Genomic DNA, 20,804 nt, shown 5'->3' with positions numbered 1-20,804 from the left:
GATGATTACTTCAGGAAGCCTTTTTCCTTCAGATAGGCTTCGGCGACGGACTTTGCGGGCTCGCCGTCGACCTGGATCTTGGCGTTGAGCTTGCGCAATTCGTCGGCGCTCAGGCTCTTGAAGATCGGCGAGAGGATTTCCTCGATCTCCGGATTGGCCTTCAGCACCTCCTCGCGGATGATCGGAGTCGGCGCATAGACCTGCTGCACGCCCTTGTCGTCTTCGAGAACGGTGAGCTCGGCCGCCTCGATCGCGCCGTCGGTGCCATAGACCATGGCGGTGTTGACGCCGTTCGTCTGGTCGGCGGCCGCCTTGATCGTCGCCGCGGTATCGCCGCCCGAGAGCACGACCGTCTGGTCGGGCTTCAGCTGGAAGCCGTAGGTCGTCTGGAAGGCGGGCAGCGCGCCGGCGGAATTGACGAACTCGGCCGAAGCCGCAAGTTTGACGGCGCCGCCGCCGGCGACCCATTTGCCGAAGTCCGACATGGTCTTCAGCTTGTTCGGCACGGCGACGTCGTTGCGCACAGCAAGCGCCCAGGTATTGTTGGCCGGCGACGGCGTCAGCCAGACGATCTTGTTGGCTTCGTAATCGAGCTTCTTCGCCAGCTCGTAACCCTGCTCGTTGTTCTTCCAGGCGGCGTCGTCGGCCTTGTTGAAGAAGAAGCCGGCATTGCCGGTATATTCGGGATAGATATCGATTTCACCTGCGGTGATCGCCTTGCGCACCACGGGTGTGGCGCCAAGCGCGATACGGTCCTGCGTCTTGATGCCGTTCGCTTCGAGTGCCAGCGCGATGACATTGCCGAGCAGCGTGCCCTCGGTATCGATCTTCGACGAGACGACGACGTCTGCGGCCTGAACCGTACCCGCCGCGAAGGCGGAGAGTGAAACGGCAAGTGCGAGTTTCTTCAGCATGGAATATCCCCTTTTAAACACCGTTGATAAGGCTCAAGCCCGGGAGCTTGCGCGCAGGAAATCCGCCGGCGAGGGCGGTGAGGCCGCCATCATCCGAATTGCGTGCGTCATGGAAATAGCGTGCCTACCCGAAAAATCGATGCAAGCCCCCTCCAGTATTTGCGGTCGCGCTGACGATTATGGCGGCGAACGCATCTCCCTGCGCGGAAACGCATTCCCTTTTCCAGGGCCGGCGCGATTTGTTTTTGTCCCCTTGCGTGTTTCCACGGTGTTCCGGTGCTCTTTTTGCGAAAACATCGCCGCCCGGATTTTTATGTGCAGACGATAGAACGCCGATCCTCAGGCGGGGATATCTTTTTTGCCGAACACATCATATCGTCCGGTTTTTCCAGCGCTTTCGGAGCGAGTTCTTTGCATCTGGGTGCCCTTTTCATTGCCGGCCATGTCCTGAGTTCCGGCTCGGTCCGCGAGACCGCGCGCCGCTTCCAGCTGTCGCCCTCCACCGCCTCGACGGCGATCCGCCAGCTTGAAACCGAATTGGCGATGAAGTTGACGGAACGTTCGTCGGGCGAGCTGGCGACGCTGCTCGCAAGCGACAGGGTGCAGGAAGGGCTGGAGCAGATCACTGCTGCGATCGGGCAGCTTCATCAACTCGTGGGCCATGAGAGCGCGACCGCCGGGGCTTACGAATCCTGGGCGTCGCGTATTCCCGTCAAGGTCGTCGCGATCGAGCGTTTTCTCGAGGTGGCTGACCAGGGCAGCATCAACCGCGCCGCCCGCCGCCTTCGCTTGGGGCAACCGCAGCTTTCGCTGCAGCTTGCCAATCTCGAGAAGTTCCTTGGTCGCCGCCTGTTCGAGCGGCAGGCGCAGGGTTCGGTGCTGACGGAGGAGGGCCGGCACGCCTACCAGATCTTCATGGCGATCAGCCAGGCGTGGAACGATCTGAAACAGGCTGCAGACGAGCGCTACCGGCGCACCGCCCGATCGCTGCGCATCGGCTCGATCATCCCGACCGGATCGGAAAGCTGGGTGGCGCGCTGCTTGGGCTTGCTCGTTTCCGAGTGGAATGCGCACCGCAGCAACAATGCGATCTCGCTGGTCTCGATGACCGCCGACGACCTGCGCGAGGCGCTGAAAAGCGGCCGCATCGATGTCGCCATCCTGGATTCGGTCTTCGGCCTCGAGCACTTCCGGCATCGCGAACTGCTGCAGACCGACATGGTGGTGATCGCGCCGCCGCAAAGCACGCAAACCTCGGTCGCCGAACTCGTCGCCGCGCATGCGATCTGCACGCCGAGCCCGCGCACCGGCCTCGGCCACGCGGCCATGGCCTTCAGCGACGAGCGCGCACCCGACCGGCGCTTGCGCAGCCGGGATATCACCGCGGCGGATTCGCTGCCTGTCATCGTCGACCTCGTCGCCAATCACGGCTACGTCTCCTTCCTCGGCCGCGTCAGCGCCATGCCGATCGCCGACAAGGTGCGCATCGTCGATCTCGACGAGCGTCTACCGATGTCCTATCACGTCGCCTTCAACCATCGAAAAGCCGCTGCCGATGCCTGCGAGATGATCATCGCTGCGGCTGCCAGAATGACGTCGGAAACGGCCGCGCACATCACAAGACAGGTCGACGGAGCCAGGGAGACTGCATGACGATTTCGCTCGAAGTATGCGTCGACAGCGCCGCGGGTCTCGCTGCCGCGATCGAAGGCGGCGCCGGCCGCATCGAGCTCTGCTCGGCGCTGGAGCTCGGCGGCCTGACGCCACTGCCGAGCCTGATGCGGATCGCTGCCCGGGCGCCCGTTCCGATCTATGCCATGATCCGCCCGCATGCCGGCCCCTTCATTTTCGACGGCCTCGACGAGCAGGCGATGATGCTCGACATCGAGGCGGTGCGCGCCGCCGGCCTCGCCGGCGTCGTCATCGGCGCCAACCGCCCGGACGGCACGCTCGACCTGCCGCTGATCCGCCGGCTGAAAGCGCATGCCGTCGGCCTCGGTTCGACGCTGCACCGCGCTTTCGACCTGGTGCCGGACGCCGATCAGGCGCTGGAACAGGCAATCGAACTCGGCTGCGAACGCATCCTTACCTCCGGCTGCGCGGTCAAGGCCGCCGATGGGATCGACACGCTGAAGCGTCTTTCGGAGAAAGCGGCCGGCCGCATCTCGATCATGCCCGGCAGCGGCATCCGCCCCGCCAATGTCGGCGAAATTCTCCGTGCGACCGGCGCCCGGGAAGTGCATGGATCCTGCAGCTCGCCGGTCGAAAGCGCCGATCCGCGCGCGGTGGCGTTTGGTTTCGAGGCGAAGAGCACGAACCGGACGGATGTCGCTGTGGTCAGGCAGATGTGTAGGGCGATCGAGGGAGCGGGTTAAGTTCGCCCTTGGTCCCGTAAACGGGCGAAGGACAAGCCGCAGCCTCTCGATTCCCTCTTCTCCCCAGCGGGGAGAAGGTGCCCGTAGGGCGGATGAGGGGGCCGCCAACGCCGGTTTTTCCGATAAGGTTACCGGCCTCCGACGGCAACGGCGTCCTTCGATCGTGTGCCCCTGCGTGCGGGATAGTTTTGAACGTGCGGGTGTTCCGTGTGGCCCCCTCATCCGACCCTTCGGGTCACCTTCTCCCCGCTGGGGAGAAGAGGATATGCCGCACCGTCTCCGTTCCCCACGTCCCCTTGTAAAAACAGTCACGCCCCGGCAGGAATTACCTACCCCCCAACCCGAATCACCGCCTTGATCAGCCCGCTCTTCTCATGCGCCCAGCGGGCGAGATCGCGCGGCGCATTATCGAGCGTCGTGCGGTGGGTGATCAGCTTGTCCACCGGCACAAGCCCCTTGGCAATCGAATCCGCCACATGCTCGAAGTCGGCACGCGTGGCGTTGCGGCTGCCGATCAACATCATTTCGCGCTTGTGAAATTCGGGGTCGGAGAAGCGGATATCGTCCTTGACGACGCTGACCAGCACTAGTGCGCCGCCATGGGCGACGAAGGAGAAGGCTTTCTCCATCGACGGACCATAACCCGTCGCGTCGAAGACCACATCGAAACCGTCGCCATTGGTTTTTTCCCGCACAGCATTCGCGGTTCCTTCATCGGCGACGATGCCGGAGGTGAAGCCGAAGCGTTCGGCGGCCATCTGCAGCCGCTCGGCGCTGGTATCGAGCAGCGTTACGTCATGGCCGGCGATGCGCGAGAAGATCGCCGCGCCGAGCCCGATCGGCCCGGCGCCGATGACGAGCGAGCGCGCGCCGGCACCGGCCAGCGAGCGGCGCACCGCATGAGCGCCGATCGCCAGAAACTCCGTCGTCGCCGCCGCCTCGAGGCTCAGGCCCTTGGCGGGATAAAGATTATCGGCGGGAACGGAGATCTCCTCGCAGAAGGCGCCGTCGGTATGAACGCCGAGCACCTTGATGTTGGTGCAGCAATTCGGCTTCCCCTTGATGCAGGCGACACATTGGCCGCAGGAGAGATAGGGGTTGACGATGACCGATGTGCCGGCCGCAAGCGCGACACCGTCGCCCGCCTCGATCACCGTCGCCGAGATCTCGTGCCCCATGACCCGGGGATATTCGAGGAAAGGGTGCTTGCCCTCGAAGATATGATAATCGGTGCCGCAGATGCCGACATGGCTGACGGCCAACCGCACCCAGCCGGGCGCCGGCGCGGCGGGTGATGGGCGGTCGATGATGTCGAGCACGCCGGGTTCCCGGCAAACAACTGCTTTCATGACAGGTCTCGCATTCTTCGTTCTTTACTCTGTGTCGGCCACTGCTGTTCGGTCCGTGCGGAAAACTTGCCCCTCACCCCACCTTATCGGGGTCGAGCCACTCGTCTCGACCCGTCCTGCGGACCCCCGCAAACGGGGCGAGGGGACGTGCCAAACGAGGCGTTGGCGGGACCGAGAGGTTTCGGCTATCCCCCTTCGCCCCGTTTACGGGGAGAAGGTGCTGGCAGGCGGATGAGTGGCGGCAGGCGGACGATTTCCTGCCCGCCGCTCAGCTGCTCTTGCGGCGGCGCAGCTGGTCAAAGAAGACGATCACGATGATCAGCAGACCGGTGATGATGCGCTGCCAGAAGGAGTTGACGTTCAGAAGGTTCGCGCCGTTGTTGATGGTGGCGAGAATGAAGGCGCCGATCAGCGGGCCGTGCACGGAACCGACGGCGCCGAACAGGCTGGTGCCGCCGATGACCGACGAGGCGATTGCCTGCAGTTCCCAGCCGTCGGCCTGTGTCGCATTGCCGATCGCGATGCGCGAGGCGAGCAGCACGCCGACGAAGGCGGCAAAGCCGGCCGAGAGGATATAGGCGAGATAGATCATGCCCTTGACGTTGACGCCGGAAAGCCGCGCGGCTTCCGCATTCGAACCGACCGCGAAGAGATAGCGGCCCCAGCGGCTCAGATGCAGGAAGACGAAGGAGGGCGCCGCCACCAGGATGACCATCCAGAACAGACTGGGAATGCCGAGAAAATCGGCGCGGGCGAAATTGCTGAAGCTCTCGTCGGTGATGCTGATCGTCGAACCGTTGGTGATCAGGAGGCCGATGCCGCGCAGCGAGGTCAGCGTCGCCAGCGTGATGATGAAGGGCGGTAGGCCCATATGCACGATGCCGAAGCCATGGAAGGCGCCGATCGCAACACCGATGGCGAGCGTCAGCGCGATCGCTCCCCAGAGCGGCACGCCCGCCTGCAGCAGCCAGGCGATGATGACGGTGCAGAAGCCGACGATTGCGCCAACCGACAGGTCGATGCCGGCGGTGATGATGACGAAGGTCTGGCCGAGCGCCAGGATCGCCGTCATTGCGCCTTGGCGCAGCAGGTTGGAGATATTGAGCGGCGTCCAGAAGCTGGCGGTGACGAAGCCGAGCACGATCCAGAGGAAGACCAGCAGGCCGATCAGTGTGAGGCCGAACAGGATGTTCATTTTCCGGCGCGGCGGCGGCGCGACGATTTCGGTGGGGGTGACAGTCATGAATTTTCTCCCTCTTAGAGCACTTCCGTTTTCTCCGAACCGCAGAAATGCTCTATCAATGTGTTTTTACGCAATTCCGGACGCAAAACCGCTTCACACTTTTTGCTGGAATTGCTCCAGTCTTCTGGCTCAGACGCCGATCGCTTCGCTGAGCACTTGTTCATGCGTCGCCGCGTGAAAATCATGGCTCGCGACCAGCCTGCCGCCGCGGAAGACGTGCAGCCGGTCGGCCAGCTCGTAGACCTCCGGCAGATAGGAGGAGATCAGGATGATGCCCGCTCCTTCCTTCAGAAGCTTGGCGAACAGCCGGTAGATCTCAGCCTTGGTGCCGACGTCGACGCCGACGGTCGGCTCGTCAAAGATGAACAGCCGCGCGCCATGGCTCAGCCATTTGCCGATGACGATCTTCTGCTGGTTGCCGCCCGACATGCTGGAGGCGGGAACCCGCCGGCTCGGCGTCTTGATGCTGAGATCGCGGATCTGCTTGTCGGCATTGGCCGATTCGCGTGCGTGATTGATCACAGGCCCGTGGCTCAACCGCCCGAACACCGGCAGGTTGATGTTGAGGCCGATCGGCAGGTTGAGGCAGAGCCCCTGGTCACGCCGGCTTTCGGGCGCCAGAGCAATGCCGAGCTCCATCGCCGTGCGTTCATTGCGGATATCGACAGGCTTGCCCATCCACTGGGTGTCACCGGCGCTGATCGGCTGGCGCCCGTAGAGGCCGAGCGCAAATTCGCTGCGTCCGGCACCGATCAGACCGTAGAGTCCGACGATCTGCCCGGCTTTGACGCTGAGCGACACGTCTTCGAAGCCCGGGCCGGAGAGGCCGCGGACCTCGACGATCGTCTCGCCGATGGCAATCTCTTCCTTGTGATAGATCTGTTCGATCGAACGATTGATCATCAACGCGATCAGCTCGGCATCGTTGGTCTCGCCGATCAGGCGGGTGCCGACATGCGTGCCGTCGCGCAGCACCGAGACACGGTCGGCGAGCTCAAAGACTTCCTCCATGCGGTGGCTGATATAGACGATGGTGACGCCTTCGCCCTGCAGGCGGCGGATCAGCTTGAACAGCTGCGCCGATTCCTGCCGGGTGAGATAGGCGGTCGGTTCGTCGAAGATCAGGAACTGCGTGCCGCGCATCGCCGCGCGTGCCGTTGCCACCAGCTGCTGCTGGCCGATCGTCAGCGAGCTTAGAAGCGCGCCGGCCGGCAGGCCGAAGCCGAGATCGTCGAGCACGGCCTGCGCCATCTTCTCCATCTGCTTCTTGCGCATCAGGCCGTAGCGGTTGACCTCGTCGCCGAGGAAGAGGTTGGCGGCGACCGTCAGGTGCGGGCAGAGCACCACTTCCTGGTGGACTGCATTGATGCCGCGGGCGATCGCCTCGTTCGGCGTCGATAATCCCACCGGATGGCCGCACCACAGCACCTCGCCGGCCGTGCGGGTGATGACGCCGGTGAGCAATTTGATCAGGGTTGATTTGCCGGCGCCGTTTTCGCCGACGATGGCGTGGATTTCGCCGGCCAGGAAGGTCAGCGTCGCCGGCTTCAGCGCCTGCACGTGACCGTAATTCTTCTGCAGGCCTTTGAGTTCGAGGATGGGCGATCCGGCGGCGATGCGATTGGCTTCTTTCAGCGTGGCGCTATCATCGTGGCGATGACTGACCTCTTCCAATCCGATCATGGACCTCTCCTCCTCTTGTCGCGTCTGCTCCAACCCTGGTGAACCATACCATGGATGGAAAAGGCCGCGCCGGTTTTTGGAAGCCGGCGCGGCCGTCTGTCGACTTACTTGATCTTCGGGTTCAAGAGCGCGTCGATCTTCGGGTCGGACATGTTCGCCTTGGTGACGAGGTTGGCGCCGGTGTCGACATTTTCCGGAACCTTCTCGCCCTTGGAGACGGCAAGCGCGGTCTTGATGCCGTCATAACCCATGCGATAGGGGTCCTGAACGACGAGGCCGGCAATGGCGCCGTCCTTGAGGAAGCCGACCGTCTTGTCGTCGCTGTCGAAGCCGATGACCTTGATTTTGTCGCCGAGCTTGTTTTCGGCGATCGCCTGGCCGACGCCCTGCGCCAGGATCAGGTTCGAGGCGAAGACGCCGACGAGTTTCGGGTTTGCCGTGATCAGGTCGGTCATCATGTTGAGGCCGGTGGTTGCCTGGCCGTCGCCGTACTTGTCGGCAATGACCTTGAGACCGGGATGCTTGGTCTTGATCTGATCGAGGAAGCCTTCGCGGCGCTGTTCGAGCGAGCCGACGCCGGGAAGATTGGTGAGGATGACGATGTCGCCTTCTTCCTTGCCTGTCATTTCCTTGATCGCGGCGGCAAGACCGTCGGCGGCGATGCGGCCGCCCTGGACGTTGTCGGTCGTCAGGAACGACTTGAATGCCTTGGAGTCGGCACCGGAGTCGATGCCGATGATCGGAACCGACTTGGCGGCTTCGTCGATCGGCTTACCGAGCGCCTTGAACTCGGTCGGCGAGATGACGATAGCGGCCGGTTTGCCGGCGACGGCGTTTTCCAGAATGCTGATCTGGCCGTTGATGTCGGATTCGGCCTGTGCGCCGAGTTCTGGCACGTTGACCCCGAGATCCTTGCCGGCCTTGCGGGCGCCGGCCAGAACGATCTGCCAGTAGAAGGACGTCGTGTCCTTGACAATGATCGGGATCGTCACATCGGCGGCAAAGGACGTGACCGGCATTGCCGTGGCGATGACGGCTGCACCTGCCAGCGCGGTAAAGGCGCGGCGGGACAGAAGGGATTTCACGATGCTCATAAAGGTTCTCCTCTCAGGATGCGTTCTCCTCCAAATAAACCGGACCGCTGAACGCTGGCGGAAGGTTTTTATCGATAAAAAACATTTGCAGGCAGAAGCTAGCCGAGGCGCATACAAATTGCAAGGGCATCGAATGCGCTTTTTTACTCCGGAAGACTCCCTCCAAGCACCTGATTTTATTTCATTACTACGATAGCCTAAAATAGCTATCAGGTCAGATCGACCTCGTGCGGGTGCACGACGCCCTTTTTCAAAATCAGGTTGCCGTATAGCCGGAACTCCGTTGTCGCGATGATATAGGCGGCCTTGCGGGCCATCGCGTAGAAGGCGAAGCGCTCCACCGGCACGATGGCAAAATCGCCGGCGCGCTTCGAGACGATCTGCTGGAACTCCGCGCACACTTCGGGCACGGCGCCGGGGTCGCCGACGACCTCCATCCTCCATGCGGTTTCCGGCACGAAAGTGTCGAGCGGCATATGCGCCAGGATTGCTGCGGCCATGTCGGTGGCGCTGACGCCATCGGCGCGGATGACCGGCGGGCCCATCGAGCCGGCGGGAAAATTGGCGTCTGCGATGACGATGTCGTCGCCATGTCCCATCGTCTTCAGCGCATGGAGCAGGTCGGGCCCGAGCAGCGGATGAATACCTCTAAGCATAATATCTCCTCAGACTCGGACGGCTTCGGTGCCGAGCGGCGGCGCGATGAGCGTATAGGGTTCGAATTCGGCAAAGATGCCGTCGGCAAGCGGCGTCGCGACCGTTTCCATGTTGCGCGTCAGGCTCGAGGGCTTGGCGGTGCCGATCAGCACCGAGGCGATGATCGGATCGCGCAGCGGAAACTGCATGGCGGCGGCCGCGAGCGGCACGCCGTGGCTCTTGGCGATCGCCTCCATCGCGCCGACCTTGGCGAGCACCTCCTCGTCTGCCGGCATATAATCGAAATGCGAGCCGGGCACCGGGCCGGTGGCGAGAATGCCGGAGTTGAAGACGCCGCCGACGACGAGCGACGTGCCCCTCTGCCGACAGAGTGGCAGGAGTTCGTCGACCGCCGAACGGTCGAGCAGCGTATAGCGGCCGGCCAGCAGGATGCAGTCGAGATCGGCATGGCGCATGATGTCGAGGCAGACGGGCACTTCGTTGACGCCGAGGCCGAAGGCGGAAATCGCGCCCGAGGAGCGCAATTCTTCCAGCGCCTTGATGCCGGAATCGAGAAGCTGCTTCTGATAGATCGCGTTCTTCGCCGCGCCATGCGTATAGACGCCGATATCGTGGACGTAGAGAATGTCGATGCGGTTGAGGCCGAGACGCGCATAGCTGAACTCGACCGAGCGCATGATGCCGTCATAGGAATAGTCGTAATCGGCATCGAAGGAGAGCGGATCGACATAGCTGTAATCCGGCACCGATCCCGTCGGCACCGGCCGAAGCAGCCGCCCGACCTTGGTGGAAAGCACGTAGGCACCGTCCGCCTGGTCACGCAGGAAATCGCCGACGCGCCGTTCTGCAAGGCCGAGGCCATACCAGGGGGCGACGTCGAAATAGCGGATGCCGCTGTCCCAGGCCGCTTGTAGCGTTTCCATCGCCTGCTCACGCGGGCAGGCGCGGTAGAGACCGCCGAGGGGCGCTGCGCCGTAGCTGATCTCGGTCACCTCAAGGCCGGTCTTGCCGATCCGTCTCGTCTTCATCATGCCCCCTCGGGAATTGCATAAAAACAAAAGCTTAGCATCGCATCTAGAGCGTTGCGCCGAGATGCCAAGGCACGAATTCGTTATCGCCGTAACCGAAGATCTCGCTCTTGGTCTTCTTGCCGGAGGCCGTATCGACGATCAGGTCGAAGATCTCGCGGCCCTTGCCGCTGATCGTCGCGTCACCGGTTGCGATGGTGCCGCAATCGATGTCCATGTCCTCTTCCATCGAAGCATAGAGGGCCGAATTGCTCGACAGCTTCAAGGACGGCGCCGGCCGACAGCCGAAGCAGCTGCCGCGGCCTGTGGTGAACGCGATCATGTTCGCCCCGCCGGCCACCTGGCCGGTTGCCGAAACCGGGTCGTAGCCGGGCGTGTCCATGAAGACGAGGCCGGGGGCTGTCACCCGCTCGGCATAACCATAGACCGCCGTCAGCGGCGAGCGGCCACCCTTGGCTACCGCACCGAGCGACTTTTCCAGGATGGTTGTGAGACCGCCGCGCTTGTTGCCGGGCGACGGGTTGTTGTCGAGCGAGGCGCCATGCAGGGCGACATAGTCTTCCCACCAGGCGATTTTCTCGTCGAGCTTTCTCGCCACCTCGTCGCTGACGGCGCGGCTGCGCAGCAGATGTTCGGCGCCGTAAATCTCCGAGGTCTCCGACAGGATCGCCGTGCCGCCGGCCGCCGCCAGCAGATCGGCGGCGACGCCGAGCGCCGGATTGGCGGTGATGCCGGAAAAGCCGTCCGAGCCGCCGCATTGCAGGCCAATGATGATCTCGCCGATCGAGATCGGAACCCGCTTCTCCTTGCCGACATCGGCGGCGATCTCGCGCAGCACGCCCATGGCGCGTTCGACCGCACGGCGAGAACCGCCGGCATCCTGAATGTTGAAATGGCGCTTGGAGGCGCCAGCGCCGCTCTGGCCGTAAAGCGTCAGCTGGTTGACCTCGCAGCCGAGGCCGATCATCAGCACGCCGCCGAAATTGACATGCCTGGTATAGCCGGCAAGCGTCCGGTGCAGCACGTTCATGCCGTCGCCGGTCGAGCTCATGCCGCAGCCCTGGTCATGCACGATCGGCACGAAACCGTCGATGCCGTCATAATGCGGCAGGATCGTCCGGTTCGCCTCGTCTGCGATCGCCCGGCAGACGGTGGTGGAACAGTTCACGCTGGCGATGATGCCGATATAATTGCGCGTCGCCGCCCGTCCATCGGCGCGGCGGTAGCCCATGAAGGTGCGCGCCTTGTCCTCGGCGGTTGCTTCTTCCGGTGCCGAATTGGCGGTGACGGCGAGCCGGTCGTTTTCGAAATGCAGATTATGGCTGTGCACATGGTCGCCGGCCTTGACCTCGGCGGTGGTGCGGCCGATCGCCTGTCCGTATTTCACCACGGCCGAACCGAGCGGAATATCGGCAATCGCCACCTTGTGGCCCGGCTCGATCTTCTGGCGGGCCTCGACGCCGGCAACCGTCGAGCCCTCAGCGATGGCGGACGTTGCGACCGCGACATTGTCGCCGGCCGACAGGATGATCCAAGGCTGTTTGTCCAATCTCTTCTCCCTGAAGGAAACGCTCGCTGCATCGGCGAATGCGATTGATTTTGTTTTTTATCTACAATAAACATTTTCAAGTCAACGGGAATATTGATCCTGTGGACGAGGGAGGCAATGCGCCGCAGACGATCGGAAATACGCTAATGGATTTTGAACAAGCTCCGGTCGGTCGCCTTTTCGCTTTTTGAAGCGGGAAGGAAATCCCGGCACGCGGGCGGAAAGCGGGGGATCTGATGGCAAGGCAGAACACGGTCTTCAAGGAAGCATACAACAGGTATGCCGCGGCCCTGCGCACGGATACGGCGCTGCCGTCGGAGCCGGAGATCGCCGCCCAGCTCGGCGTCAGCCGTTCCACCGCGCGCGCCATCCTCACCCGCCTCAGTGACGAAGGCATCATCCGCTGGAACAAGCGTCAGAAGATCGTGCTGCGCGAGCCCACCGACCGCGACCTTTTTCCCTCCGAAGAGACGGATTCGCTGCATGACATCATCGAGCGTAGTTTCATGCGGCGCATCCTTGCCGACGATGCCGCGCCCGGAATGCAGATCAACGAACTGGAGCTTGCCCGCGAGATCGGCACCGGCACGACGAGCGTGCGCGAATTCCTGATCCGCTTCTCCCGCTTCGGCCTGATCGAAAAGCGGCCGAACAGTCATTGGACACTGAAGGGCTTCACCCGCGAATTCGCGCTCGAACTTGCCGATGTCCGCGAAATGTTCGAGCTGCATTCGGCTGCCGAGTTCGGCCGGCTTCCCAAAGACAATCAAGCGTGGATCGATCTTGCCGCCATGCGCGAGGAGCATCTCGCCATGCTTGCCGACATCAACCAGCGTTTCAAGGATTTCTCCGTCCTCGACGAGCGCTTCCACTTGTTGATCCACCGCGCCTCGAAGAACCGCTTCATCGCCGATTTCTACGATGCGATTGCCATCATCTTCCACTATCACTACCAGTGGAACAAGACCGCCGCCCGCGAGCGCAACGAGCGCGCCATCCACGAACATCTGGACTATATCGCCGCATTGGAATCCGGCGACCAGGCAGCGATCGGAAAAGCCTGCCGCGTCCACCTGCGCTCCGCCCGTCAGACCCTGCTGCAATCTCTGCCGCAGACCATGAGCGACAACGCCTGAGGGGCCTCTCTCGGCAGACGTCAGCTTGATGCGAGCGCCACGTTGGCGCGGCGCCATGAAACCTTCTGATTTGTAAGCCGTTATCGTGCTTATGACCGACGTTACACTCAACCCGAAATCGGTCGACGGCACCGAGCAGGACGGTGCCGAGAAGTCGCGCCAGCAGAAGGCATCGACTGTCGAGATCGCGCCGCCGGATGTCATCGAACCTAGTCCGCAGCTCACGCCCGAGGAGGCAGAGCAGGCGCGTAAGCGATATTTGCTCAGGCGTTTCTGGATCAGCGCCCGCCGTTACTGGGGCCGCGGTGGCGACAGGCTCGCTTGGCCATGCTCGATCGGTCTGTTGACGATGATCTGCATGAATGTCGGCTTCCAATATGGGATCAACCGCTGGAACCGCGGGATCTTCGACGCGATAGAGCGGCACGACGCCGGCACCGTCTATTATCTCAGCGCCGTCTTCGTGCCGCTCGTGCTCGGAAGCGTCGCTCTCGTGACCGCACAAGTCTATGTTCGCATGATGATCCAGCGCCGCTGGCGCTCCTGGCTGACGAAGACGGTGATCACGCGCTGGCTGGCCAACGGTCGTTATTATCAGCTGAACCTCATCGGCGGCGACCACAAGAATCCTGAGGCGCGCATCTCGGAGGATTTGCGGATTGCCACCGAAGCGCCGGTCGATTTCATCGCCGGCGTCATATCAGCCTTTCTATCGGCCTCGACCTTCATCGTCGTGCTGTGGACGATCGGTGGAGCGCTCACGCTGCCGCTCGCCGGGTCGACCATCACCATCCCCGGTTTTCTCGTCGTCACTGCGGTTCTCTACGCCGTGATCACCTCAACCGTGATTGCGGTCATCGGCCGCCATTTCGTCCAGGTCTCGGAGGTCAAGAACCAGGTGGAGGCCGAGCTTCGATACACCTTGACCCGTGTGCGCGAAAACGGTGAGAGCATCGCCTTGCTCGGTGGCGAGGAAGAGGAGCGTAGCGACCTAGACAAGACATTTTCCAATGTGCTCAGGCAATGGGCGCTGCTTGCGCGCCAGCACATGCGCACGACCTTCGTCTCGCACGGGTCGATGCTGATTGCCCCGGTCGTGCCGCTCCTGCTCTGCGCGCCGAAATTTCTCGCAGGCGGCATGACGCTTGGCGAGGTCATGCAGGCTGCCTCCGCCTTCGCCATCGTTCAGACGGCCTTCGGTTGGCTGGTCGACAACTACCCGCGTCTCGCCGACTGGAACGCCTGTGCGCGACGCGTCGCCTCGCTGATGATGTCGCTCGACGGCCTTGAGCGGGCCGAACAAAGCGATGCCTTGGGACGCATCAAGCACGGCGAAACAGAGGGCAATGCAATCCTGAATTTGAACGATCTCTCGGTGACTCTCGACGACGGTACCGCGGTGGTCAAGGAAACCCAGGTGGAGATCGCACCAGGCGAGCGGGTGCTCGTAGCAGGCGAATCGGGCTCCGGCAAAAGCACGCTGGTGCGCGCCATCTCCGGTCTTTGGCCCTGGGGTCACGGCAGCGTCGATTTCCACGGCGACCGACGCTTGTTCATGTTGCCGCAGCGGCCCTATATCCCGTCCGGAACGCTTCGCCGCGCGGTGGCCTATCCCCGCGCCGCCGACAGCTGGACGCCGGAGGAAATCAAGACCGCCCTTGCCAAAGTGGGTCTGGATTATCTGAGCGAAAAGCTCGAGGAAGACGCACCATGGGATCAGACCCTGTCGGGCGGCGAAAAGCAACGGCTCGCCTTCGCGCGGCTGCTGCTGCATGCCCCCGATATCATCGTTCTCGACGAAGCGACCTCGGCACTCGACGAGAAGAGCCAGGACAGGATGATGGAGACGATAATCGACGAATTGCCGACGGCGACCATCATCAGCGTGGCGCATCGCGCCGAATTGGAAGCCTTCCATAGCCGCAAGATCACCTTGGAGCGGCGCGAGGGCGGCGCCAAGCTCGTCAGCGATATCGATCTCGCCCAGCGCAAGGGAAGACGAAACCTGATCCTGCGCGTTTTGGAGAACCGCCGATAAGGTAATTCCAGGAAAACTGCGAAGCGGTTTTCCGCACTTGCGGGGATACCCGCGACGTCATCCTCGGCCGTGTGCTGCAGAAGGCCGGGCATGACGGAGGAAACGTTGTCAGCAAATTGCCAGGCGCTCCCCGTCAGGAGCAACCGTGTCAATGCGAGGCTGCCTCACTTGCCACCGCCGGCTCTTCGCGCGTATGGCGGTGGCCGACGGGGATCCGCCAGGTGGTGAAGAAGGTCAGCACCGCGACGACGACGACGCCCCAGAAGCTCCAGTGCAGGGCTGCGTCGAAAATGCTGCGGATCGCCGGATCGGCAGCGAGCGCCGAAAGTCCGGTCGGCTGGTTCAGCGCCTTATGAAGGGCGGCCGCCGTTTCGCCGCTCGCATAATGGCTGATGCCGGCATTGAGAATGGCGCCGAGTACCGTGGCTCCGAGCGTATTACCGAGGCTGCGGGCGAAGATGATCGAAGCCGTGGCGCTGCCGCGCATCGACCATTCGACGCTGTCCTGCACCAGCACGATGCTCGTCAGGCTGATCAGGCCCATGCCGAAGCCCATGAAGAAGGAGCCGGCGCCGGCAAGAACCGGCGAGCTTTCGGGCGTCAGGAACAACAGGAAGCAGGCGCCGAACGGAAACAGCAGGCTGCCGACGCGCAGCGTGCGGCGAATGCCGAAGGCCCTGTAGAAGCGGCTGGAGAGCATTACCGCCAAGGGCCAGCCGACGATGAGCATGGTGAGCGTGAAGCCGGCGACAATGGGGGTGCGGCCGAGCACGCCCTGCACATAGATCGGCAGGATGGTGGAAAGGCCGATCAGCGCCATGCCGGCAAGCAGCGTGGCAGCATTGCTGGTCGCGATCAGCCGGCGGCTCCAGAGGGCGATCGAAATGATCGGCTCCGGCGCCCGCCTCTCCTGGGCGAGGAAGATGAGCCCCGCGACGACGAAGACGGCGAAGAGCGACAGCAGGATCCAGGCGCTCGCTTCGGTTTCCGTCAGCATGACGAGGAGGGCGACGATCGAAATCGAAAACAGCACCGATCCGAGATAATCGATCCTCGCCTGCTTGTGCGCGACGTCCTCCTTCAGGAAGATCATGAAGGCGGTGATCGAGACGATGCCGATCGGCAGGTTGATCCAGAAGATCCAGGCCCAGGAGAAGGTATCGACGATGATGCCGCCGGCAAGCGGTCCGACGACGGCCGATGTCGCCCAGACGGTCGCCATCGCGCCCTGCACGCGGCCGCGCTCCTCAAGCTTGAAGAGATCGCCGATGATGGTCATCGTCACCGGCTGGATTGCGCCGGCACCGAGCCCCTGCAGCAGCCGGAAGAGCACCAGCGACATCATCGACCAGGCAAAGCCGCAGAGCAGAGAGCCGGCGAGGAAGATCAGGATGCCGCCGATCAGCACCGGCTTGCGTCCGAAAATATCGGAAAGCTTGCCGTAGATGACCGTCGTCGTCGACTGCGCCAGCAGGAAGGCCGAAAAAACCCAGCTGTAATAGGAAAAGCCGCCGAGCTGCCCGACTATGCGCGGCATCGCCGTCGCCACGATCGTCGCCTCGATGGCAACCATGAATGTCGCCACCATGATGGTCGCGACGACAAGCACGCGGTTCGAGCGATGCGCTGCATTCGACATGACGATCCTCTTCGGGTGCTCCGCAGGGCCGGAAAAATCGGCAGGCTGGCTGGATGTGGGACGACGCGCCGTTTGCGGAGGGATGCTGTTCTTTTACGACCTCACGCGGGGCCGGTAAAGCAGTTCTCGCCGCAGCCATCGTTTTTGCGTGCCATCAGGGCGGCAGCCGAAGGCCCGGCGCCGTTCCGCACCGGGCCTTCACTCCGTCGGGAGGCGAGCGGTCGCCCGTCCTCACTGCTGGCAGGCTTCGCTGAGCGAACCGGTCCCTGCAGTGCAGCCCGGCACCTGCTGCAGATCCGGATTGACGCCGCCCGGATTGATCGTGCTGCGGCCGCTGTTGAGATCGAGGCCGCCATTGCCGGTGGTGCTGCCGGTCGTGCCGGGATCGGTGCCGACGGACCCCGTGCCCGCCGACCCGGTGCCGACGGAGCCGGTGCCGGCAGATCCCGTGCCCGAACTGCCCGATCCGCCGATGACAGGCGCCACCGAGAGCCGGCCGCTGGAATTCGCCCCACCCGCCGTCTGGGCCAGAGCCGAGCCGGCAAGACCGATCGAAAGGAGGGATATCGCAATGAGTTTGCAGGACATGGTCTTCTCCATCCTTGTTGTCTCAAGGGAGAAACCTGCTCGGGAGCGGCATGTTCCACCCGGATATTCCGCAGTCGAAGGCTGACGCCAACGGTTCTTCATCGGTGGTCAACCCGCACAAGTTGTGCCACAGCTCACAAAAATCCGTTTAACACTATCCGGTTGCCGTCGAAGATGCTAACCCTGCCCGCGGATACGAATGAACAGGAGTATCTCATGGACGCGATGAAAGGCAGACGCATTGAATGTCTGGATGGTTTGCGTGGTTTGGCGGCGCTATGGGTGCTGATCGGCCATGCGCACATCCTGACGGGCTTCAAGGTGCCGATTATCGGAGATCCCGAGCTGGGGGTCGACCTGTTCATCATGCTCTCGGGCTTCCTGATGGTGTTCCACTATCAGCGACGCAAGGCCAGAGAGCCATGGGAGAGCCCGCAAACATGGGCGGTCTTCTGGGCTCGTCGCTTCTTCCGCATCGCACCGCTCTATTACGTCATGCTGGTAATTGCTCTCATCGCCGGGTCTGAGATCTATCAGGCGAGGATGGTCATCGATGCGTTCAACGGTAATCCGCCGCAAGCCGCATCGCGCTATCTGGACGACAGCCTGACCAACTACCTGATGCATCTTTCCTTCCTGTTCGGCTTGTCGCCGGCCCATGCCTTCCGCACCGCGCTTCCCGATTGGAGCATCGGCCTGGAAATGCAGTTTTATGCGGCCTTGCCCTTCATCATGATCGTTCTCGGGCGGTTGGGCTGGCTGAAGGGCATGCTCGTCACCGTCGGCTTGGCCGTCATCGCCGCCTGGGTGGTCCATCACCTGGGCTTTCGCTTCCCAATGCCGTCATTCCTGCCGATGAAAATGCACATCTTCGCCGCCGGCATGCTGCTGGCGGGTGCACTATGGATGCCGCAGGGCAGAGCTTACCTGGCTTTCGCGATTTCGGCTTTGCTGGTCCTTATCCCTCTGGGCGGCGACGTGACCGTGCTGCACGAAACTGTGCGCGTGGGGATCGTGGTGCTGTTCTTTGTCCTGGTGCACGCCGATCGGGTTCCGGGTTCCGGCGGCAGCTATTCCCGCTCGGTCAATTCGGTTCTCGGCAACACGTTCTTTCGAAATTTCGGCGAACTTTCGTTCGGAGCCTATCTGATTCACCTGCTTGTCATGCAGCCGGTGATCGCCTGGCTGATCGGCAATACCGATCTCAGCAACCCCGCACGCTGGCTGGTGACGCTGATCGTGACCATTCCGATCGTCTATGTCTTGTCCTTTGTAGGCTACAAGTTCATCGAGTTGCCCGGTCAGACGGTCGGGAGACGCCTGACACAGCAGAGGCAGGTGGCGATCTAGAGGCGCCCGCAATCTTCGATGGATGGTGTTGCGCCTCCGGCGGAAGGGCGCGAATAGGATGGCTCGATCCGACGGGACCTCGGGACATTGTTTAGGACAGCATCGACCGTCGATTTTATCAAGCGTCGGACCGCGCGCAGAGAACTGGAAACTGCCTCCGCACGGCCCAATTGTGGGGTGGAGGGGCACTTCACGATAACCATCCCGCGATCCAATGAGCTGACCTGTTTTTAGAGCACGAAGGAAATGTTTGGTCCTGTTTGAATAGGCTGCTCGGCGATTTGCCAAACCCCCGGCAATGCGTCTCCTGTGCGCTGAGCGGCCAGCTTAATTCCACATGAATTTCCGTCCGGCCATAGTCACGGCGCAAGCATCGGTCCGGCCAGACGTTACATGATCGCGAGGCGCGGAAGCAAAAGCCGAATGGATAGTCCCCCTGGCGTCCATGATCGCTGGATATCAATTTTAAGGCTCCGTGCTATTCTTTGCTCCAGGATTCTTCCAAAGCCAGAAGGAGCTTGATTTGGCTCCGTAGTCGGCGGTCCGTTCGCTTCAACCCAAACCAATTCGATTGTGTCCGGCGAGATTGCAGTTGCGATCTCGAGGGTACCTTCGTTGACAGAGAGCGCGCCGTACTTAGCCGCATTCGTGGCGAGCTCGTGAAACAACAGCGCCAAGGTGCTGATCTTCTCTAGACCTACCTCGACGTCCTCGCCATGGAGCGCCCATTGTCGGTTGTCGTAAGGTGCAAGGATATTCGACATAAGCTGAGACAGCGTGGCTGGCCGAACCTCGACGGGCTGTTCTGTTAAACTTGGCAGCGTTATCTCGTGCGCTCGGGCCAAAGCCATTACCCTCTCGTTGGTCCTGGCGGCGAGATCGCCGGGCGTTGCTGCGGTCCGGGCACCCAGCGTGATAATGCTGCTGATGATCGCGAACAGGTTTTTTACGCGGTGATGCATTTCCCTGAGGAGCAGTTCTCGGTGCTCGGCTGCCCGTTTCCGCTCCGAGATGTCGCGGGCAATCTTCGATGCTCCGATGATTTCGCCACTGCCGTCTCTGATCGGGGAGATCGTCAAAGAAATGTCGATGAGTTTGCCGTCTTTGCGGCGTCTTACCGTTTCAAAGTGATCGACACGTTCACCGGCTTGGATTCTGCTAAGTATGGCGGGCTCTTCATCGAGGCGATTCTCCGGTATAACAAGGGTGATGGGCTTTCCTATTGCCTCGTCTGCGGCATATCCGAAAATTCTCTCGGCACCTTTGTTCCATGTCATGACAATGCCGGACAAGCTCTTGCTGACAATGGCATCGTCTGACGATTCAATAATGGCCGCGAGAAAGGCTGCGGCATCATAAGCGGGCGGTACCAGCTGGGCAGTAGCGCGTTTTTCTCGATCACCCAAACTCGTCTACGCCCCAGTCTGATGTTCAAGAGAGCCACTGACGAGAGCAGTAACGTCTCCTCCGTTCTGGCGGGAGACAGCAGCCTCTCAGGTGCCTGAGCCTAGCATTCGCGGCGTCATAACGAATATGTAGCGCGGAAGCGTACACAGGCAATGTGCGGAACCGAAGAAGCGATCGAAGCCGGAGAAGAAGCTGACAATCCTATCTCTGCCAATTTGTTTGCAAGTCGATCGTTGCGAATTCCGGGTCACACCAAACCGCTTTGCCTACCCGTCAGCATAGGTCTGGGCGTATCGCTCACCGCCGCTTGGAACTCCGCTCTCCATCCCGCGTCAAATATAACCTTCTGTCTATAAGATCAGCTAAAACACTAATAATAAGTTGTTATTGTTGGCGTGTGAATAAATTGTATAATTGTATGAATATAATATTCCGCTGGCTTAGTATGATGCGTCTACTGATACTTGGAATTCTTAGCATTTACTCGACTAGTTACACGTTTGGCTGCACGCTTGACGAATTAACCAGCTGTCAAAACCTGAACCAATCTTGCGTCAACCAATGCGTTACCCTTCAAGACGCCAAACTGCGAGACAACTGCCTCTATGGCGGCGACGGGTGCAAAGTACGGTCCGACGCCTGCTACGCTCAATGCGCCGGGTTTAGACCTCCGATCAAATCGAAATCGAAAACACGTCGGATCACTTTGACACAGACGGCCTCCCAGTAACCCTCGGAGAGACAGCGTCGTTTG

16 protein-coding genes are annotated in these 20,804 nt (G+C 61.8%); 5 read left to right on the top strand and 11 right to left on the bottom strand.

Annotated elements, in window-relative coordinates:
- Positions 1-5: 5 nt before the first annotated feature.
- Positions 6-914, bottom strand: a complete 909-nt coding sequence (locus FHT70_RS25785; RefSeq protein ID WP_183705756.1) for an ABC transporter substrate-binding protein — start codon at positions 912-914, stop codon at positions 6-8.
- A gap of 411 nt (positions 915-1,325) precedes the next feature.
- Here FHT70_RS25785 and FHT70_RS25780 point away from each other — a divergent pair, with 411 nt between their 5' ends.
- Positions 1,326-2,567 carry a LysR family transcriptional regulator gene (locus tag FHT70_RS25780; RefSeq protein ID WP_183705754.1) on the top strand — a complete coding sequence of 414 codons (1,242 nt, stop codon included), beginning with the start codon at positions 1,326-1,328 and terminating at the stop codon, positions 2,565-2,567.
- Positions 2,564-3,289 carry a copper homeostasis protein CutC gene (locus FHT70_RS25775; RefSeq protein ID WP_183705752.1) on the top strand — a complete coding sequence of 242 codons (726 nt, stop codon included), beginning with the start codon at positions 2,564-2,566 and terminating at the stop codon, positions 3,287-3,289. The genes FHT70_RS25780 and FHT70_RS25775 overlap by 4 nt, the downstream gene beginning before the upstream one ends.
- Positions 3,290-3,618: 329 nt before the next feature.
- Here FHT70_RS25775 and FHT70_RS25770 read toward each other — a convergent pair whose 3' ends face one another.
- From FHT70_RS25770 to FHT70_RS25740, 7 genes are all read right to left on the bottom strand, one after another.
- Positions 3,619-4,638 carry a zinc-binding alcohol dehydrogenase family protein gene (locus FHT70_RS25770; protein ID WP_183705750.1) on the bottom strand — a complete coding sequence of 340 codons (1,020 nt, stop codon included), beginning with the start codon at positions 4,636-4,638 and terminating at the stop codon, positions 3,619-3,621.
- Between the two features lie 268 nt (positions 4,639-4,906).
- The gene (locus tag FHT70_RS25765) at positions 4,907-5,881 is read right to left on the bottom strand and encodes an ABC transporter permease (RefSeq protein WP_183705748.1); all 975 of its coding nucleotides are present in this window, start codon (positions 5,879-5,881) and stop codon (positions 4,907-4,909) included.
- A gap of 129 nt (positions 5,882-6,010) precedes the next feature.
- Positions 6,011-7,564: a sugar ABC transporter ATP-binding protein gene (locus tag FHT70_RS25760; protein ID WP_183705746.1), complete on the bottom strand. Its 1,554-nt coding sequence runs from the start codon at positions 7,562-7,564 to the stop codon at positions 6,011-6,013.
- Positions 7,565-7,668: 104 nt separating this feature from the next.
- On the bottom strand, positions 7,669-8,658 hold the full coding sequence (locus FHT70_RS25755) for an ABC transporter substrate-binding protein (RefSeq protein ID WP_085776812.1): 990 nt from the start codon (positions 8,656-8,658) through the stop codon (positions 7,669-7,671).
- A 209-nt stretch (positions 8,659-8,867) separates the two neighbouring features.
- The gene (locus FHT70_RS25750; protein ID WP_183705744.1) at positions 8,868-9,314 is read right to left on the bottom strand and encodes an RbsD/FucU domain-containing protein; all 447 of its coding nucleotides are present in this window, start codon (positions 9,312-9,314) and stop codon (positions 8,868-8,870) included.
- A 9-nt stretch (positions 9,315-9,323) separates the two neighbouring features.
- Positions 9,324-10,343 carry an aldo/keto reductase gene (locus FHT70_RS25745; protein ID WP_183705742.1) on the bottom strand — a complete coding sequence of 340 codons (1,020 nt, stop codon included), beginning with the start codon at positions 10,341-10,343 and terminating at the stop codon, positions 9,324-9,326.
- Between the two features lie 46 nt (positions 10,344-10,389).
- Entirely contained in the window at positions 10,390-11,892 is a 1,503-nt protein-coding gene (locus FHT70_RS25740; RefSeq protein ID WP_085776814.1) for an altronate dehydratase family protein, read from the bottom strand.
- A 236-nt stretch (positions 11,893-12,128) separates the two neighbouring features.
- Between FHT70_RS25740 and FHT70_RS25735 the strand changes: the two genes are divergently transcribed.
- On the top strand, positions 12,129-13,028 hold the full coding sequence (locus FHT70_RS25735; protein ID WP_085776815.1) for a GntR family transcriptional regulator: 900 nt from the start codon (positions 12,129-12,131) through the stop codon (positions 13,026-13,028).
- 91 nt (positions 13,029-13,119) lie between these two features.
- Positions 13,120-15,066 carry an ABC transporter ATP-binding protein/permease gene (locus tag FHT70_RS25730; protein ID WP_183705741.1) on the top strand — a complete coding sequence of 649 codons (1,947 nt, stop codon included), beginning with the start codon at positions 13,120-13,122 and terminating at the stop codon, positions 15,064-15,066.
- 148 nt (positions 15,067-15,214) lie between these two features.
- On the opposite strand, the gene FHT70_RS25725 is transcribed toward FHT70_RS25730, so the two are convergent.
- Both FHT70_RS25725 and FHT70_RS25720 read right to left on the bottom strand, forming a co-directional pair.
- Positions 15,215-16,705, bottom strand: coding sequence for an MDR family MFS transporter (locus FHT70_RS25725; RefSeq protein ID WP_183705740.1), 1,491 nt, complete (start codon positions 16,703-16,705; stop codon positions 15,215-15,217).
- A gap of 231 nt (positions 16,706-16,936) precedes the next feature.
- On the bottom strand, positions 16,937-17,293 hold the full coding sequence (locus tag FHT70_RS25720; RefSeq protein ID WP_246721979.1) for a hypothetical protein: 357 nt from the start codon (positions 17,291-17,293) through the stop codon (positions 16,937-16,939).
- A 216-nt stretch (positions 17,294-17,509) separates the two neighbouring features.
- On the opposite strand from FHT70_RS25720, the gene FHT70_RS25715 reads away from it, so the two are divergent.
- Complete coding sequence (locus FHT70_RS25715; RefSeq protein ID WP_183705783.1) at positions 17,510-18,643, top strand: acyltransferase; 1,134 nt, start codon at positions 17,510-17,512, stop codon at positions 18,641-18,643.
- 389 nt (positions 18,644-19,032) lie between these two features.
- Here FHT70_RS25715 and FHT70_RS25710 read toward each other — a convergent pair whose 3' ends face one another.
- Entirely contained in the window at positions 19,033-20,049 is a 1,017-nt protein-coding gene (locus tag FHT70_RS25710) for a PAS domain S-box protein (protein ID WP_183705738.1), read from the bottom strand.
- Positions 20,050-20,804 lie beyond the last annotated feature (755 nt).

Source organism: Rhizobium sp. BK049, from assembly GCF_014193135.1.
In the GTDB taxonomy this organism is placed as follows: Bacteria; Pseudomonadota; Alphaproteobacteria; order Rhizobiales; family Rhizobiaceae; genus Rhizobium.
Note: the sequence above shows the minus strand (reverse complement) of the source record. Positions and strands in the feature narration are given on the sequence as shown.

Excerpts from the sequence above, each read along its gene's own strand:
- FHT70_RS25725 (WP_183705740.1), bottom strand. The coding sequence starts at position 16,705 with ATGTCGAATGCAGCGCATCGCTCGAACCGCGTGCTTGTCGTCGCGACC.
- FHT70_RS25745 (WP_183705742.1), bottom strand. The coding sequence starts at position 10,343 with ATGAAGACGAGACGGATCGGCAAGACCGGCCTTGAGGTGACCGAGATC.
- FHT70_RS25765 (WP_183705748.1), bottom strand. The coding sequence starts at position 5,881 with ATGACTGTCACCCCCACCGAAATCGTCGCGCCGCCGCCGCGCCGGAAA.
- FHT70_RS25785 (WP_183705756.1), bottom strand. The coding sequence starts at position 914 with ATGCTGAAGAAACTCGCACTTGCCGTTTCACTCTCCGCCTTCGCGGCG.
- FHT70_RS25775 (WP_183705752.1), top strand. The coding sequence starts at position 2,564 with ATGACGATTTCGCTCGAAGTATGCGTCGACAGCGCCGCGGGTCTCGCT.
- FHT70_RS25750 (WP_183705744.1), bottom strand. The coding sequence starts at position 9,314 with ATGCTTAGAGGTATTCATCCGCTGCTCGGGCCCGACCTGCTCCATGCG.
- FHT70_RS25715 (WP_183705783.1), top strand. The coding sequence starts at position 17,510 with ATGGACGCGATGAAAGGCAGACGCATTGAATGTCTGGATGGTTTGCGT.
- FHT70_RS25735 (WP_085776815.1), top strand. The coding sequence starts at position 12,129 with ATGGCAAGGCAGAACACGGTCTTCAAGGAAGCATACAACAGGTATGCC.
- FHT70_RS25770 (WP_183705750.1), bottom strand. The coding sequence starts at position 4,638 with ATGAAAGCAGTTGTTTGCCGGGAACCCGGCGTGCTCGACATCATCGAC.
- FHT70_RS25720 (WP_246721979.1), bottom strand. The coding sequence starts at position 17,293 with ATGTCCTGCAAACTCATTGCGATATCCCTCCTTTCGATCGGTCTTGCC.
- FHT70_RS25760 (WP_183705746.1), bottom strand. The coding sequence starts at position 7,564 with ATGATCGGATTGGAAGAGGTCAGTCATCGCCACGATGATAGCGCCACG.
- FHT70_RS25755 (WP_085776812.1), bottom strand. The coding sequence starts at position 8,658 with ATGAGCATCGTGAAATCCCTTCTGTCCCGCCGCGCCTTTACCGCGCTG.
- FHT70_RS25730 (WP_183705741.1), top strand. The coding sequence starts at position 13,120 with ATGACCGACGTTACACTCAACCCGAAATCGGTCGACGGCACCGAGCAG.